The organism is Pedobacter sp. PF22-3, from assembly GCF_026239555.1.
GTDB lineage: Bacteria > Bacteroidota > Bacteroidia > Sphingobacteriales > Sphingobacteriaceae > Pedobacter.
Genome location: NZ_JAPIVP010000002.1, coordinates 344431 through 361343, shown reverse-complemented (window position 1 = coordinate 361343; position 16913 = coordinate 344431). Strand labels below are relative to the sequence as shown.

At 39.5% G+C, this 16913-nt stretch carries 10 protein-coding genes; 1 reads left to right on the top strand and 9 read right to left on the bottom strand.

Going from position 1 to position 16913, the window contains the following annotated elements:
* Positions 1-37: 37 nt before the first annotated feature.
* On the bottom strand, positions 38-625 hold the full coding sequence (locus OQX63_RS04605; protein WP_265849709.1) for an RNA polymerase sigma factor: 588 nt from the start codon (positions 623-625) through the stop codon (positions 38-40).
* A gap of 665 nt (positions 626-1290) precedes the next feature.
* Positions 1291-4356, bottom strand: a complete 3066-nt coding sequence (locus OQX63_RS04600) for a beta-L-arabinofuranosidase domain-containing protein (protein WP_265849708.1) — start codon at positions 4354-4356, stop codon at positions 1291-1293.
* A 312-nt stretch (positions 4357-4668) separates the two neighbouring features.
* On the opposite strand from OQX63_RS04600, the gene OQX63_RS04595 reads away from it, so the two are divergent.
* Positions 4669-8193, top strand: coding sequence for a family 43 glycosylhydrolase (locus tag OQX63_RS04595; RefSeq protein ID WP_265849707.1), 3525 nt, complete (start codon positions 4669-4671; stop codon positions 8191-8193).
* A 360-nt stretch (positions 8194-8553) separates the two neighbouring features.
* Here OQX63_RS04595 and OQX63_RS04590 read toward each other — a convergent pair whose 3' ends face one another.
* From OQX63_RS04590 to OQX63_RS04560, 7 genes are all read right to left on the bottom strand, one after another.
* A complete protein-coding gene (locus tag OQX63_RS04590; RefSeq protein WP_265849706.1) occupies positions 8554-8739 on the bottom strand; it encodes a CsbD family protein in 186 nt (61 codons plus the stop codon).
* A 53-nt stretch (positions 8740-8792) separates the two neighbouring features.
* Positions 8793-9182 carry a hypothetical protein gene (locus OQX63_RS04585; RefSeq protein WP_265849705.1) on the bottom strand — a complete coding sequence of 130 codons (390 nt, stop codon included), beginning with the start codon at positions 9180-9182 and terminating at the stop codon, positions 8793-8795.
* 17 nt (positions 9183-9199) lie between these two features.
* Positions 9200-10210: a hypothetical protein gene (locus OQX63_RS04580; RefSeq protein ID WP_265849704.1), complete on the bottom strand. Its 1011-nt coding sequence runs from the start codon at positions 10208-10210 to the stop codon at positions 9200-9202.
* A gap of 90 nt (positions 10211-10300) precedes the next feature.
* On the bottom strand, positions 10301-10882 hold the full coding sequence (locus tag OQX63_RS04575; protein WP_265849703.1) for a hypothetical protein: 582 nt from the start codon (positions 10880-10882) through the stop codon (positions 10301-10303).
* A 22-nt stretch (positions 10883-10904) separates the two neighbouring features.
* Positions 10905-12185, bottom strand: a complete 1281-nt coding sequence (locus tag OQX63_RS04570; protein WP_265849702.1) for an OmpA family protein — start codon at positions 12183-12185, stop codon at positions 10905-10907.
* A 905-nt stretch (positions 12186-13090) separates the two neighbouring features.
* The gene (locus OQX63_RS04565; protein ID WP_265849701.1) at positions 13091-15043 is read right to left on the bottom strand and encodes a glycoside hydrolase family 97 protein; all 1953 of its coding nucleotides are present in this window, start codon (positions 15041-15043) and stop codon (positions 13091-13093) included.
* A 375-nt stretch (positions 15044-15418) separates the two neighbouring features.
* Positions 15419-16798, bottom strand: coding sequence for a glycoside hydrolase family 43 protein (locus OQX63_RS04560; RefSeq protein WP_265849700.1), 1380 nt, complete (start codon positions 16796-16798; stop codon positions 15419-15421).
* Positions 16799-16913 lie beyond the last annotated feature (115 nt).

The window sequence follows — 16913 nt, the reverse complement described above, 5'->3', positions numbered from 1 at the left end:
CAACTAAGACGTATACGGAAAGAAAAAGAACCCCTCGTTAAAGAAAAAAATATAGAAAAGAAATAAAAGGTGCAATCCTGTATAAATGTTTCAGGTGATTTCTCAGAAAAGCCATTCCGGTATAAAACTGTTTTTTGACTACCGATTTGGATATTTTTAGCTGTAGTGCAATTTCATCAAGAGAAAGGTCGTCGTTTATTTTGAGCTCAACAATTTTTTTTCTTTTTTCAGGAAGCAGGTTAATACCACTGTATACCTGATTTAAGGTTTGTGAATAAATCAGATGATCGTCTGTGCTAACAGAGCAATTCTCTTCAATGTTTTTTGAAACCTCTTTTAGCTTGATCTGCGTTTTTGATTTTCTGATATGATCGATTAGCAGGTTGCGTGCACAGCGGTAAAGGTAAGGTTTGAAAGACCCAACAAGAGGAAGGTTTTTCCTGCTCAGCCATATTTTAACAAAGATATCCTGTACAAGCTCATCTGCCAGGTCGGTATTGCCAGAAATTGAAGCGACAAATTTTCTTAAATTTTGGAGATATTTCCTATACAACAAATTAAACGCGGGGCGATCACCATCAGCTACGCGCAACAAAAGTTCTAGTTCCTCTGAAACATCTTTCATCTGCTTTTATGAATTTGGTTAGAATAAAAACCGTTCAATTGCTAAATTGAGGCAGTTAGTTCGGCAAGAAGTTAAGCCAGTCAATCATGTTTGATTAATTTACCAGCAGCTAATTTCATCCAACGTCTGCACGAATGTAGTAACACTTATTAAATAAAAAAATAAAGTAGCGGTATTTTTAGCGTATTTATAACGTTTATTTTTTTTAGTGCTTTTCCTGCTTCTGTAAAACAGGTTTCCAAATGGGTTAATGGACCTTTTGCTGTCAGGATGGATGTTTTAGGTTTACTGGTGTTAACGTTCTGTTAGTAAGTTGTTTGTTTTAATACACAAAGATAATTTATTGTATAAAAATCAATATGAATGACATTAGAATTTAATGGAAATAAAATTTCCCCGAGTGATTCGTCATTGCGAGAAGGCTTTTTCAGCCGACGAAGCAATCTTCATAGCGAGGATTACTAGCATGATAGATTGCTTCGTCGTTCCTCCTCGCAATGACGACCTTTTTTATGAATCTGTCAACGGTAGCATAATGGATTGCTTTTATTAAATGCATTTTTATTATTGCATTAAAAATGGTCTTCGACTACGCTCAGACTGACGTACGAATTAATTTTTAAACAAGCTTTTATTATTTCGGTCTGAGCTGTTTCCCCAATTGCTTATTTTAAGGTCACATCCAGGTAAACCGAATGCCTTCCGTAGCTATCATAAAATGGTTTAAACAAAACTCCGTCTATCGTAAATTCCAGTTTGGCTGGATTGCCTTTGATGGTTTCTCCCAAATCATCAGCATTAAGTACAACATTACGCCATTCTTTTCTTGCTTCTGGCTCCTGTGCGGCAAGCAGTATGGGACCGTAGAACAAACTCGCAATATTCTGCTGATCCATTACCGGATCTAAATGAAACTGAAAAGGCATTGTTAAATCAACCTGATCTCCGGATTTCCAGTTTCTGGAAATTTTAAGATAAGTTCCCGAAACTGCATTTAACTCTTGTTGCTGACCATTAATTTTAACAAAGAAACCCTTTGTTGCCCATCCCGGAACCCGCACGTACAGGTCAAATTGACCATTACCGTTGATGGTTAAACTGGTTTGATCTGATTTTGGATAGTTGGTAGTTTGTTCAATTTTAATTTTTCGCTCTGACCAGTTTAATACAGATGGGATGAAAAGGTTAACATATAAAGATTGATTTTGCTGATCTTTAAAATAAATAGCATTCTGTAACTTGGTACTACTTTCCAATGCGGTACCATTGCAACAGGTAAAACCGGTCATATCATCATTGCTGAATTGTTTAGCAGAACCTGGTCTAAGCGATATGTGGTAAGTATTTCCAGGATTATCTTTTGCTACTGAAGCTAAGATATCATTATATAAAGCCCGTTCGTAATAGTCCATTAATTCTGCTTTTTGTTCGAAGAGAAACAGATCTCCCGTAAGTTTAAGCATATTGTAGGTGGCGCAGGTTTCATTTTGCCCACCTTCAGAAAATCCATTTTCATATAAGGTTCCCGGCTGTGCAATAAAACATTCTGCATTGGCCGGATTTCTCGCGCCAGCAACACCGCCTATACTATACATGTAATTATTTACGACTTTATGCCAGAAGTTATCCGCAATTTTAAAGTAATCTGACTGCTTTGATACGCGATAAAGTTCCATACTACCCACAATCTGAGGAATATGCTGATTAGCGTGAAGGCCGCGCAAAAGATCCACATTTTTAACTAATCCATTGCTATGTGCGGCATCGCCATAAAACAAACCGATGTTGTCAAAAAGCTGCGCCGTTTTCAGGTAATTTTCTTTTCCGGTAATTCTGTAGAGATGTGCCATTGATTCATTCATGCCACCAAACTCACCAGCAATATAGGTACTCCACATTTTGGTTAAGGTGTGTTGTGGCAAATGGCTTAGTCGGGTGTATACCCAGTCACTCATATTGGTTGCAACTTCAAGTGCTTTTTTATTACCGCTAACCTCGTAAATATCAATCAGCCCAGCTAAAATTTTATGTAAAGTATAATAAGGTGCCCAAATCTGATTGTTTTGTCCGCCGTATTTAGCGCCATTTTCAAGCATGATAAACTGATCTGGTGGATAGGCGCTGATGAACCCTTTTCCCCAATTCCAGTAATCCCTTCTGATTCCCTTTTCGCTAATATCAGAATCATAAGCAGTTTTTCCAGGGCCAAAAGGAATAGCTAGTGGATCTGCAACAGCAGCACCACCCGCTTTTTGAGGTTTTCCGGACAATTGAGATAGGTTATAAAGTGTGTTTACCATATACTCCATTTTATCGGCGAAAATTTTCTGCAATGCTTTATCATTACCTGCACCTGCATAAGCTTGCGCAATGGCACTTAAATAATGCCCGGTAGCATGACCTCGTAATTTAGTATCTTCGCTATCCCATACTCCAAGTGGTTTCGAATCGGCGGGCTGTTTCTGACCAAAAGCATGACGAAACATATACAGGAACGAATTAGGATCTGTTTTAGCCAATGTGCGGATAAATTTATCCCTGTTTTCAATAAATTTCGTATCATGCCCTTCATGATCAGCCTTTAGCATTACCTGGTTCAGGGCAAAAGGTTGTAGCTTAATAGTAGGTGTCGCTTCATTGTCGGTCGCGGTCACCTTTACCAGTGCTTTCGGCTTAAAGTTTGTTCCTGGTACATAACCGGTAATCGTATAATTTCCGGGTTGGGCAACTGTTGAATTATCTGTTGGATTGGGCCAGATTACCTTTACCATCGGGCCAGTTTTACCTGGTTGATAAGTTCCGGCAACAGCACCTGGCAATCGTGGCAGATTACCTACGCTCGTTATTACATTAATATCATTTACCTGGGTCAGATATTTGGTATATAATTGGGGTGCATCTGCAGGAAAATGTTGCAGGTTATCATCTGTTTTAGCCGAAGTGTTAACTGTTGTTTCGTTGGCCCCGTTTTGTTCGTGGCGGTAAATGGAAACGATCTGCTTGGCATTTAAAGGCACCCGATAAATCCTGAAATCGTGGATTAATGCATTCAGCTCGGTATTTTTGCCCAATATCGCTTTGCCAAGGTTCAGTAGTTTCCTGTCCGATTTGTTCTGACCGAAAATAGCTGTAAGATCAAAGTTGATATCTTTTGCTTCAGCAACCTTTTTACCGTTAAGGTAACTCACCATAGATTTTGAAGAAATGTCAACAACAATGGCCAGATGCGCCCATTGGTTAATGGCAGGCATAGGCCCCTTTGCGATTATACCTGAGCCTTTCCCATTTTGGATCATCGCAAGAAAACCCTGATCATGCTGTTTACTGTTCAGTTTTGAAGAAAAATGTTTATCCGCGCTTTGACCAAAGTCAAAAAAACTTTGATCTGAACGTTCGCTTTTAAGCAAAACCCAACTGGTGATGCTGATGGATTCAATGTCTGCTAAGGCGGCTGCAGGTATGCTTACATAAGTTTCGGTAGTTCCTGGCAAAGAAAGTACTTTTCCGAAGCGACTGTCTTGTACAAATTGCGGCTGACCTCCAATGAAGTTTGCATTAAAGCGATTTCTGGACCAATCCTTTAAATCACCTTTAAGTTCATATCTGGCGCTCATCGCTGTTTCGCCAATGCCATCCAGGATCTGATCACCATTTTGTGCCAGAACCGTGTTGCTTGTCACTATAAAAACAGCAAGATATAGAATGGAGCTGAAGACTTTGTAAATTTTCATAATTGATAAAATTAAACAAAAAGAGCAATAGACGAAGCCCTAGAAATTGCAGGTATTGTGCATATTTTAACCTTATTTTACACTAGAAATGTAAATTAATGCCCGATTATGGTGTGAATTGTATTTTCTTGGATCGTTTTTGTTTTCCCTCCAGAGAAGAGAATATTTTAAAGATTGGAGCATTAAAAAGTGAAAGGTTAAAATATTGATACTATGCATTAATATCCAACGGTAATCTGCGTAGTACTTCGTTTATATTTACAGGCTGACCTATAACAGCTGTTCCCAAAACTCCTGATGTAACACTTAACCATGAATAAAAAATATTTAAAGCAATTCATTTTATTCCTGCTGTGCTCTACTTTTCAAATTGTCCTCGCACAATCTGCAAAGGAGGCTGTGCTACATGGAAATCCAATTATCCCGGGTTATTTTGCAGATCCAACGGTAAAGAAGTTCGGGGATACCTATTATATTTATGCGACAACAGATGGTAATGGCGGTGGTTTCGGCCCCGCTCAGGTATGGACATCCAAAGACTTTGTGAATTGGACCATGCAGGATATGAACTGGCCAACCACGCACTATTACTGGGCGCCCGATGTAACCCAGGGTGCCGACGGTCAGTATTATCTGTACTATTGCCAGCCTGTTGAAATTTTTGGCGCCTCCTCTCATAGTCCTGTTGGGCCATGGACCTCCCTTTTGCCTAAGGGCAAGCCTATTGTGTCTAATTTTATGGTGCCAAATGTGATTACGCTTGATGGGCAGACTTTTAAGGACGACGATGGCCAATATTATATGTATTGGGGCACCTGGGGTATTTATCCCAACCATGGCTGTGGGGTTGGCCTTTTAAACAAAGACATGAAATCCTTTTCCAAGCTGGCCCAGATTCCGAATACTGATGCAAAAGATTTTTTTGAAGCACCCTTTATGTTTAAAAGAAAAGGAATTTATTATTTAACTTATTCATCAGGCTATTGTGAAGATGGCACTTACAGGGTTCAATACGCAACTGCAACTAACCCAATGGGGCCATTTAAATACGGCACTAATAACCCGATTTTATCTACAAATAAAGACGGGACGGTGCACGGGCCTGGACACCAATCTGTATTGCAGCAACGTGATGATTTTTACCTGGTTTATCACCGGCATAATAATCCGCATAATGATGGCGGTTACCACAGGCAGGTTGCTGCAGATAAGATGCAGTTTGATGATGAAGGGAATATACTTAAAATTTCGCCTACACATACCGGAATCGGTTATCTGGCCAAAAATGCCAATCCACATCCAAATTTAGTGCGTGGTAAAAAAGTGTCCGCATCTTCCAGCTATGATGAAAATTTTAAAGCGGAATTTGCCTTTGATGATAATAATGGAACCTTATGGAAAGGTAAAAGCAATGTGGGGCCTGCCTGGGTGCAGGTAGATTTAGGAAAAATATTTCCTGTTAAAAGTATCCATACGCAGTTTGAATACGCCACCTGGTACTATCAATATAAGATCATGTATTCGATTGACGGGAAAACATGGAAAATATATGCAGATCGCAGCAAAAATACCCAACACGGCAGCCCGATGATTGATTTTGGGAATGTTAAGGCGAGGTACCTGCGGACAATGGTTTTACGGACCGAATATCCGGGATTGAATAAAGCCATATGGAATATTAAGGTTTTCGATGATGCGGAATATCATCCGGTAATGCATACCAAAATTAAAAAATGGCAACCTTTAAGTGTCTTTGAACCAAAAGGTCTGTTGGTAGATCTGGTATTGGATAATCTCCGCACAGGTACCGTTATAGCGAACGTTCCAAATAAAGGTAAGCTGGGTGGGTACTTTTTAGCGGGTGGAATAACTAAACCCATTACAACAATGATCGGAGGTAAAAAAGCATTGATTTTTACTGGTCAGGAACGCTTAGCTTCATCAGGTCCTGCGCCACAGTCTCTGCTTGGAAACAGCAGCTATAGTATAAGTATGTGGGTGCTAAATCCAGAGATTGATAAAGAAGAAACTATTGTATCGTGGACCGGGCAGGGAGGGGTTAATTTAAGTAATGCTGCCGCTGGTTATGGAAATAGTAAAACGGCTGGTGCAGTAACCCACCTTGGATGGGCAGATTTAGGATACAAACACTTACCAAAAGCCAATGAATGGCATCTGATCAGCATTGTTTTTGATGGTACAATGGAACGGATCTATGTTGATGGAGAGTTGGATAGGAGCGAAAGAAAGATGCTTTTTATCAATAACCTCAAACATTTTCTAATCGGCGGAAATGAAGATGGAAGCGCAGGATTTTCCGGTGCATTGGCTTCGTTGAAAATTTATGATATCCCACTAAGCCACGATGAAATTAAAGCCGCCTATAAAAAAGGACTGCATAATAGTACAGTGTTACATGTAGAAGCAAAAAATCTCGAATATGGCAATTTAGATCAGTGGACCAATAACGGAGCTGCTTTGGGAGAACTCATAGTTATAGATAAAGCAGAAGTTGCTGATGTAGATGGCAAAATAGCGGTGACATTAGGTAGTGGTGAAGAGTTACTTCTCGGAAAGGAGTTGGCCAGGATACTAGACTTTTCAAAACCTTTTAGCGCCATTTTTTCATTATACGCGCAGGTTGGTACAAAAACAGAATTATTTTTTGGGCGTAAAAGGGCTAGGATAGTAGGCTCTGGAAAGTGGCAACAGCTGATCTGTACTTATTATAAAGGGAAATTCAATGTTTTTATAAATGGTAAATTAGCCGTAAATATTGATGGGTCTAACACACAAAAAGATCCACACATTTTAATCGGATCTGCAACAGAAGGAAAATCAGTTGCCATATCTTCAATTTCTGTGTTCAATTATGGTCTTGATGATAGTGGGTGTACGCAGGAGTTTGATTTTTGGAAACAGAAACTAAATAATAACCTCATAAATGCATCATTCGCCTCGAAACCGTCAGCTGTTACACCCAATATCGTTTATATGGCTGCGAATAAACCAACATTACCGGGCACCAATTTCGAATACCTTTTTAAAAGTGACGAAGATAAAAATGCCCGAAAATGGTTAAAATCTGCAGATTATACTGATTTTACTGTTGCGCCAGAAAAGCGCTATACTTACACCGTAAAGGTTAGAGATAACTTTGGCAATGTTACCCAAACCTCATTGCCTTGTGCCGTTACGACAGATTCTACACTTTTTGTAATCAGAAAGCAAAATGGAACGGCGTTATCTGTTCCGGCAAGTGCAGATGGTTTGAAAGGAACTTCCTGGGACGGTTTGATCGGAAATGCGGACACCGTTGCCCAGCACTCCGGAGTATTGAAGTTGGTATCGCACCATACATTCTGGGATGGATCCATGGCAATAGGGCCATTTGCCTACAATAAAGTGGAAGGTGATTTTGTTGCTGAGGTGGTGTTGTCGGATATGTTAGGGTTGAACCAAAGGAAAGCCTATGGCGCAAATGAAGGTGGTTTAATGGTTAAAGAACCTTCTGGTACGACTAAGCTTTTACAAAATGGCGTAATGACAGGCTGGGGCATTGGAAACATTGTTACTGATTTTCGTTCTGGAGAACGTAAACAATTGAATAACCAATCCGGATGGAATTTTTATCGTCATTTACAAATACAAAGGCAAGGCAATCTATTTTTTATGCGTGGCAGTCAGGATGGAAAGGATTGGGTTAACCTCCCGGGCAGTCCGGTAAAAAGAGATGATATGGGCCGTGTTTTACAGGTAGGCGTTTATCATGCTACCTATGGAGATATTTTTGGTTATGCATCATTTAGTGATTTTAAAATTATTCAAAAGAAATAAAAGAGAAAAATTAATAATTTGTTATTGAGATTGGCTGACCAAATTTGTCATTAAGTTAGGCGCCGCGGTTGGTCAGTCTGAGCGTAGTCGAAGACTTCTTGATATTTTGATAAAGACTGACATACGAAATAAATTTTATTTAATTTTAAACAGGCTCTTAAATTATATTGCAATTCCAGGTTAGTTTCTGTATAGAATAATTCGGAATTTTTTGCCCATTACAAGCCTGTCAGATTCACAGAACTTTTCCTACTTCAAACGATTTTTGCATCTACCATTTGACGGAAATGACGGGATGAAATGACCTTTCATATAATAAAACAGGCTTCTAAATATTAATAGAAGCCTGTAGGTTCTCTTTTACAAAGATTTTAACCAATCTACAATCTGCTCGCGGGTTTTACCTGTTTTTTGTTGCAGTTTACCATAAAGTTCATCATCTTTTCCCTCCTCATACTTTAAATCGTCTTCAGTTAAATCTGCGTAGGCCTGTTTAACTTTTCCTTTAAGTTCGTTCCAGGCGCCTTTTAATTCTAATTTGTCCATTGTTTTAGTATTTAAGATTGATATTTCTGTTGTTGTTGAAAATTGGCTGTGCCTTATCTGCTCTGAGCATCTTTAGCAGCATAAACGCTATCTACCACATATCTGCTAAATCCTCTCCAGGGCAGGCTACTTTTATATTCCTTATAATGCAGTTCGTAAAATTTGCCACTGTTTCCCATCATTTGTCTAGCTATACTTTCATCGGTTACAGAAAATTCGAATTCATTGTTTTCCAACGTACCCATTTGTCTGGAACGAACGCCGCTTTGAATGAGTTTTCCCTCATTGGTTTTGAAAATATATCCCTTTTTAACGATGTAATTCAGCTCCCCGGCTTTTACCCCTTCGCCAAAGACAAAAAAGTAATTGTAATAGATCAAGCCGATAACCAGTACAAGGCCAACAATTGCTGCAATGGTTCCGATTTTTTTTCCTGTAGTCATTGCTTAGATAATTTGGTTTAAATTCTTTCTTCTCTGATTTCGATCGTTTTAACTCGTTTTTGGGAAGCTACAATGGCTCCAAAAGCCGCGCTTACTGCACCCAATATCATTCCAATAAAAGAGAATATTGCAAATTTGGATAGTGCCGACGCCATTTCATCACCAACTACTCTGGCTTTTGCTTCTGCTTGGGCTTTTACTTCTTTAACCTTTTCTTTTGCTGTTTTCAGCGTACTGATCCAGTTTTCTACAATCTGTTCTGATTCTGCCTGACTTTTTCCGGTTCTGTTTTTAACCACATTAACCAATGCCTCTTTATCTACGGCATTAAAAGTAGAATCGTTTTCAGAAAACAATTTAGAGAACAGGTCATCTATTTTCTGTTGAGCTTCCTGCGGATTTTCGAGAACATCCTCTCCAGTCGATTTTCCTTGGCTTGCTGCCTTATCTAATTTTTTATTAAGTGCGCCAGGCTGTAGTTCTTTCTTCTCCGTCTGCTTCAATAACAATTGCGCCTCCTGTTTCATTTTACTGAAAGTATTTTCATCTACGTTTAACTGGTCTTTGATCATGTTTCCAGCTTCTGGTGCAGCAGCCTTAATCCCTTCTCCGGCAAGTGAAAATCCTTTGGTGATTACCGTACCAACTCCCCCGATAACTTTTCCAACTGAAGAAGTGATTAAATACATGTTGAGGAAAGTTAACAAGCACCAGGTCAGTAACCCATGCAGAATCAGGTCTGTTCTTTGGATGTGATTCGAAAACCAACCAGCTACCCAACCACCAGTAAATACGGAGATTAGCATGGTAATGATCCACCAGATTAATGCTCCGGTGCCGAGGCCACTAAATGGTTTAGCTTCCTCCAGCGGATTGATGCTTCCAAAGCCAATGCCCAGGCCTAAAAAACTAAGGAGAAGTTGAACTGCGATAGCAATGAGTACGCCTGAAATAATTGCGCTCCATGATAAACGGCTGATAAATCCGATTGCGGACTTGTCGCCCAGGGTATGAATTTTATGTTCCATAATTTATGATATTGGTTAGATGTCGTAAATGATTTAGTCCTTTAGAAAAGAAGCCACTTTCGGAGGAAAGCAGCTTCTTTATTTTTAGTTTTAGTTATTGATGTCTCTTTTAACTTTGTTAGCTGCTCTTTGTCCCGGCAAATAAATCTGAAATCCGAAAGAAAGGTTCAGGTTATTTTGGGTTGTTGCGCTTCCAAAACCAACCAGGCCATTGTATTTTAACAAAGTCTCAAGACCAATATTTGGTGTAATGAAATAGGCAAAACCTGGACCAACGCTTAAGTTTAATCCGTTTGTATTACCACCGCCATTGCTCACATTAACACCACCAATACCAACAGTAGCTTCTGCAAATAAACGTCCGTGGCGTAACACCTCAACATCTTTTCCGGTATAATAGCGGCCCAATGCACCAACGCCATAACTGGTTGTAGTACTTGAGTTTTTTGCTGTTTTTAAACCGAAATTTACATAACCACCCACTGCAACGTTATCCTGAATAAACCAGGCTGCCTTTGGGGTAATGTCTACACTGAATATTTTTGGGTTATCCAAACCAAGGTTAATGTTGGTTAAGTTTCCGCCAACCATTACGTTGCCTTTTTGGATCTGGGCATTTGCCGCAAAAATGGTTGTTGCAGAGATAATTACTGTTGCTAGAAAATTTTTCATGATGATTGATTGTTTATAAAAATTAATATAATGTGAATTCTACTCGACGGTTTTCCTGACGGCCTGCGGCAGTTTTATTGCTTGCTATAGGTTGATCGGGGCCATAACCTGTTGCCTCTATTCTGGATGCATTTGCACCTTGAGAAACCAAATAAGCTTTAACAGATTCAGCTCTTTCTTTAGATAAGCGCAGATTTAATTCTCTGCCACCTGTATTATCGGTATGGCCGGCTAATTTTAAACTGAAATTTTTCTCGATTAACAATGCAGCAACACGATTTAATGTGGTGTAAGATTTTGCACGGATGGTTGATTTACCTAAATCAAATTCAAGATTTGAAATGGCATCTCTTAAAATTTTGCGATCTGCTTCGGTTACTACAGTTGTTTCTTTAATAACGGTTTGTGTAACGGCTATCGGGCATCCTGATCCGTCCACAACAGTTGCTGCTGCAGTTCCAGGGCATTTATCAAATTTGTTTGCCACACCATCATTGTCATCATCGCCTAAATCTTTGGCATATTGCTCACGGTCTCTTGCGGCATTTTGCTCGGCGGTAGATAATGCTCTTCTTAATTCGGCACTTTCTTCTGCACTTTGTTTTCTCAGGTCTGCAACCGCACTATAGTTTTGCAATTGAGAATTTTCTTTATTTCCAAGCGCAAATTCCAATCCTGCATGCGCATAAGAGAATCTGCTTTCGTTGTATGCATTTTTAACGGTAGGAGAAGATTTAATGAAATTAATGTCGTAACCCAAATCAATATTGATTCCTTTGGCTACGCCGAATTTAAATCCAACGCCTGTTGGGATATACCATCCTTCTCTTTCAGTAAAAATGTCAACATTAGCTACTTTTGAATCTGATGACATGTATCCGGCACCTGCCTTAACGTAAGGAATCAATACTGCGTTCTGTGTATTCAGACTAAAGTTGGCAATATTTAATACTGCAGTTAGGGAACCAGACCAGTTGATGCTGTTCACTTGCTCAATCGTGCTGGTACTATTTAAAGTTTTGATTTCTCCGCGAAGAAAATCGGCCTGTAGACCTAATGCTGGCAAAATTTGCTTTTTGATAAAGGCGCCGTAACCAATGCTTTTAAATTCTCTGGCTTTAACACTCCCTCTACCTAAAAATGTATTCTGACTAAGTATACCTCCGTGGGCTCCAACACTCCATGTTCTTAAAGATTGTTTGCCGAACCGCTCTGAGGTTGTTGGCGTTTCTTGCGCAAACAGTTGAGTTGATAAGCTTAATAAAGCAATCAACATCGTAGATTTTGTAAAATTATTATTCATGTTGTTCATTTTTGATTGGGGAAATAACATTATCAGAATGCAAATGTTTCAATTTCGTTACATAAAACATACTCCCAAAAGGGTTTGATTTTTCAGCATCTGAGGAGAAAATAATTACGTAAATAAGATGTTTTGTCCGGCAGTAATTATTGAGATTTTTACAACTGCCATTGCAAGTACTTGAATTAGGCTGTTTTCTGCAACCATTTTAGTTTGGCTAAAAGATCCTTCGACTCCGCTCAGGATGACATAAAGGGAATTAATTTTGGATGACTACCGCTTTAATTGAAAAGTTGGTTTGGAGTTGCCCGAGAGGAACATTGTTTAGTGAACTCAGGCTACTAAGATACTTTAAGTAACTAGATAATTTGGCTAAAAGATCCTTCGACTCCGCTCAGGATGACATAAAGGGAATTAATTTTGGATGACTACCGCTTTAATTGAAAAGCTGGTTTGGAGTTGCCCGAGAGGAACATTGCTTAGTGAACTCAGGCCATTAAGATACTTTAAGTAACTGGATAATTTGGCTAAAAGATCCTTCGACTCCGCTCAGGATGACATAAAGGGAATTAATTTTGGATGACTACCGCTTTAATTGAAAAGCTGGTTTGGAGTTGCCCGAGAGGAACATTGCTTAGTGAACTCAGGCTACTAAGATACTTTAAGTAACTGGATAATTTGGCTAAAAGATCCTTCGACTCCACTCAGAATGACATAAGGGGAATTAATTTTCGATCACTACCGCTTTAATTGAAAAGCTGGTTTGGAGTTGCCCGAGAGGAACATTGCTTAGTGGAGTCACGCTAATAAGATACCTTAAGTAACTAGATAATTTGGCTAAAAGATCCTTCAACTCCGCTCAGGATGACATAAGGTTCAGTTCAGATGATGGCCAAATAATAAATCTATTTGGCCACAATTACATTTGCCCCGCCCGGTAAAAGTTTTACTTTTAATTGTTTTGTCTTGTTTAACTTCAGCTGTTTTATTTGAGGTGAACGATCGTCGGCATCTGTGTATAAGGTAATATCTGTGCCCGATAACATCGGGAGCGAAATATTGATTGTTTTCTCTGTAGTTTCAGCGTTTATGGCCGCTACATACCATGTATCGCCATGGCGACGTGCCAGTACACAATATTTTCCAGGATATCCATCAATGAAAACGGTATTATCCCAGGTGGTAGGCACTTTTTTCATAAAATCAATCACATGAGGTGCAACATCAGTTAAGTTATTTGGCGTAATGCCGAAGTTTTGTACCGGGCTCTGGAAAAGTACCGCAGTTGCAATCTGAAAGGTTTCAGTAGTTTTTCTGATGGTACCACCATCATTTGTCTTATTGTGGCGCTTGTTTAAGAGTACAGGCCCGAATTCCATTGCGCCTACAGCATTCCGGATAAAGGGGTGAAGGCTGGCATTGAAAGCTTCATTATCATTCGCATGTTGCCCAAATATCAGATTCTCTGATGCTAGAACGGCTTCACTTCCCACATAATTGGGATACATGCGTTCCCAGCCTCGGGGTATTGTGCAACCATGGAAAATTACTGTCAAACCAAAAGTATTGGCATCAGACAGGATGTCTTCATATAGCTTCATCGTTTCCTGCTTATCGCCACCAAAGAAATCGACCTTAATACCCTTAACACCCATTCGCTGCATCCACGCCATTTCCTGCTTTCTAGCCGAAGCCGTGTTCATCCGGCTTTTAGGGTCTTGAGGAGCATCATTCCAGAATCCGTTGGAGTTGTACCATAGGCAAATGCCAACACCCTTGGTTTTAGCATAGGCGATCAATTCTTCGATTTTTTTATAGCCGATATTTTTTTCCCATCCACCATCAATCAGGGCAAACTCGTAACCCATTGAAGCAGCCAGATCGATAAACGTTTTTTGGTCATCATATTTAATACTGGGATCCTGCCATAACAACCAACTCCAGGTTGAACGTCCAAAAGTGTATTGTTTTGAAGCCTGGTACTGCGGTTCAACAACATCAAAAGGAATGGTTGTTTCCGCAACGGGCTTTAGGGTAGTGCCAACGGTGATGGTGCGCCAAGGGGTGTGGCCTGGAAGCGGAATCGTTGGATTTGCACGTCCCATTCCATTGTTTTCACCTGGTTCAGGGAAGGCTATTTTGTAATTGCCGTCTTTGGTTCCTTCACTCAACTTTGATCCGCAATATAGCGAATTAACACCTGTTTCGGAGAGTAATACCCATCCTTCATTTCCTAAATGGAAAAGCGCAGGAAATGTATAACCCACACCATATTTTGAAGGGACACCCATTGCCTGATCGGGCGTATATTCTTCTTCGTAGCTAGGTTTGGTTTTCATCCAGCCAATCATAGGGGTAGCCTGTGGCGTTAAAAAAGTAGTGGTGTTGGCCGGAAATTTGTATCCGCTCAATTCTTCTTCAATGATAAAGTTTGCAGTTTCACTGGTTTGCGGCACCTGGTATCTAAAAGCAATATTGTTATTGCTTACACGGAATGTTACTTCAAGCTGATTCTTTTTCGCATTCTCGAACTTACAGATCAGCTCGTTTGCCTGATAGTTTACACTACTGATCTTGATTTTTGGTTCATTGTAATGCTCATTTATTTGTCGCAATTGTTTGTCTATTAGCTTTAAACCAGATGATAAATCCATCTGGCTTCCACGAAGTCCTAAAGGAGACCGCTCAATCATTTCTTTTCCCTGTAATGTTACATTATAATAAAGTTTACCCTCATTTAAATAAAGCTTAACCATCAATTTCTGATCCGGACTTGTAACGTTCAGGTCTTGGGCAAAAGATATAACGTGGCTGGCAACCAATGCCATTACCAGTAAAATGCCTTTAAAATAATTCATAGCTAAAGATTTGGGGATATTCATCACAACGGAATAAGCTTATTTGGTTTAGATTGATCAGGGTCAGTTTTGAAAACTGAAAATTAGGAAAAATTTTTAAATGTTATAGTAACGTTTATTGTTTTTTTCCATAATCCATAAAAACAGCGTTTAAGCAACGCAATTAAAATCAGATATTCTTAAAATCCTCAAAGTTATTTCGCTTTCACTAAAATAATTAACTGAATAGGATTAGATTAACCAATTTTTCGTTTTATGACTTTAAAATAATTTTGGCAGTAAATCCTCGGAACGATTAAAAAATGGAATAAAACAATTCGAAACTTAGCATTTAATTCAAAGGCCCAACCAACCAACAGTTTTATCAATCTGGATTTATTTTTTTATCATCTTCCACCAGTCTAAACTGAATGTCCCCTCTTTAAATATCAGGAACAGGTCGTGCTCGCCCTTTACCTGATTAAGCGTACAGGAGATTGTTTCCCATGTAATATCTTTATTTTTTACGGGAAGCGTTCCGGTTAGCCTGCCATTTTGATCATCAATCCTGATTTCCAGCTTTCCTCCGCCGGTAAGAGAATTTAAACTGGCTTCAAACTTTTTAGCACCACTTTTAAAATCGACACCTTTAATTTTGATGAAGGCACCTTCCTGTTTATTGGTGGTGAAAATACGCCCGTTTACAGCGTCTTTTTCTGCTTTAATGCCTTCAGCCCAGTTTATTGTCTCAGCTTGGGTACGTTTGAAAGGACTCAAATTACCGACTTGTTTCACTCCGGTTTCCGACCACCATGGCAACTCCTGGATGGTGCCATCCGGGTTGTACCTGAGTTCTTCTACACAAACCGAGCGCCTTTCATGGTGTTTATCGGTGATCATAAAATTTAACCGGAAATTAAAACCAAACAAATATGATTTACCCTTATAGTCAATGATTCCGGGGTGATTTCCTGAAGATTTTTCATTTGGTTTCATCAGGTAACCCTTATAGTCCCAGGGACCGGTTGCATTTTTGCTCATTGCGTAAGCAATCCCTTCCGGGCAACAAGTAGAGGCATAGGCGAGATAGTAATGGTCATTACGTTTATAAGTCCACGGGCCTTCCTGGTAGTGGTAAGCATCAGCTTTGGTTTGCCCTTTTTCTTTACCTACATCTTTTACTTTAACGATTTCCCCGGAATAGGAAATCATGTCTTTATTTAACTTTACATACCAGAGGTTTGGATTTCCCCAATACAGATAGGCTTGTCCGTCATCATCAATAAATACGGAGGGATCAATATCATTCCACAGATGGTCATCATCAATAAGCCTTTTTCCAATAGGGTCTTTAAATGGTCCATAAGGACTGTCTGCTACCAGGACCCCAATGCCACTGCCCTGTACCGGACAATACAGGTAGAATTTTCCATTACGCTCAATACATTGTGGTGCCCAGGCTCCGTTATCCTGCTTTCCCCAAGCGAAGTTTTTCAGAGATGCAATAGCGCCGTGGTCTGTCCAGTTTACCATGTCTGTCGAAGTATAAAGAAGCCAATCCTTCATCAGGAATTTACCCATTCCAGGCCCCGCATTATCTTCATCATGGGAGGTGTACAGGTATACGGTATCTTTATATACCATTGGTGCCGGATCGGCCGTAAATTTAGTCTGTATAATAGGATTTTGGGCTAAAGTACCCAGCGTTATGAAACTTAAAAGTAAGCTTGCGCCTACTCTGAATTTCTTTACCATTTTTATATGTGTTTTTACCATTTAGATTTATTTTAAGGACTGATGTGGATTTTTCTATCCATAATTCCATTTAATTCACTTAGTCCTGATAAGGAACCGCAGTTAGACATATTCATGTGAGCTCTACAGCGCTGGA

Bases quoted from the DNA above. Each gene is read 5' to 3' on its own strand.
- OQX63_RS04590 (WP_265849706.1), bottom strand. From the start codon at position 8,739: ATGGACAAATTAGAATTAAAAGGCGCCTGGAACGAACTTAAAGGAAAA.
- OQX63_RS04560 (WP_265849700.1), bottom strand. From the start codon at position 16,798: ATGGTAAAAACACATATAAAAATGGTAAAGAAATTCAGAGTAGGCGCA.
- OQX63_RS04575 (WP_265849703.1), bottom strand. From the start codon at position 10,882: ATGAAAAATTTTCTAGCAACAGTAATTATCTCTGCAACAACCATTTTT.
- OQX63_RS04595 (WP_265849707.1), top strand. From the start codon at position 4,669: ATGAATAAAAAATATTTAAAGCAATTCATTTTATTCCTGCTGTGCTCT.
- OQX63_RS04565 (WP_265849701.1), bottom strand. From the start codon at position 15,043: ATGAATTATTTTAAAGGCATTTTACTGGTAATGGCATTGGTTGCCAGC.
- OQX63_RS04605 (WP_265849709.1), bottom strand. From the start codon at position 625: ATGAAAGATGTTTCAGAGGAACTAGAACTTTTGTTGCGCGTAGCTGAT.
- OQX63_RS04580 (WP_265849704.1), bottom strand. From the start codon at position 10,210: ATGGAACATAAAATTCATACCCTGGGCGACAAGTCCGCAATCGGATTT.
- OQX63_RS04570 (WP_265849702.1), bottom strand. From the start codon at position 12,185: ATGAATAATAATTTTACAAAATCTACGATGTTGATTGCTTTATTAAGC.
- OQX63_RS04585 (WP_265849705.1), bottom strand. From the start codon at position 9,182: ATGACTACAGGAAAAAAAATCGGAACCATTGCAGCAATTGTTGGCCTT.
- OQX63_RS04600 (WP_265849708.1), bottom strand. From the start codon at position 4,356: ATGAAAATTTACAAAGTCTTCAGCTCCATTCTATATCTTGCTGTTTTT.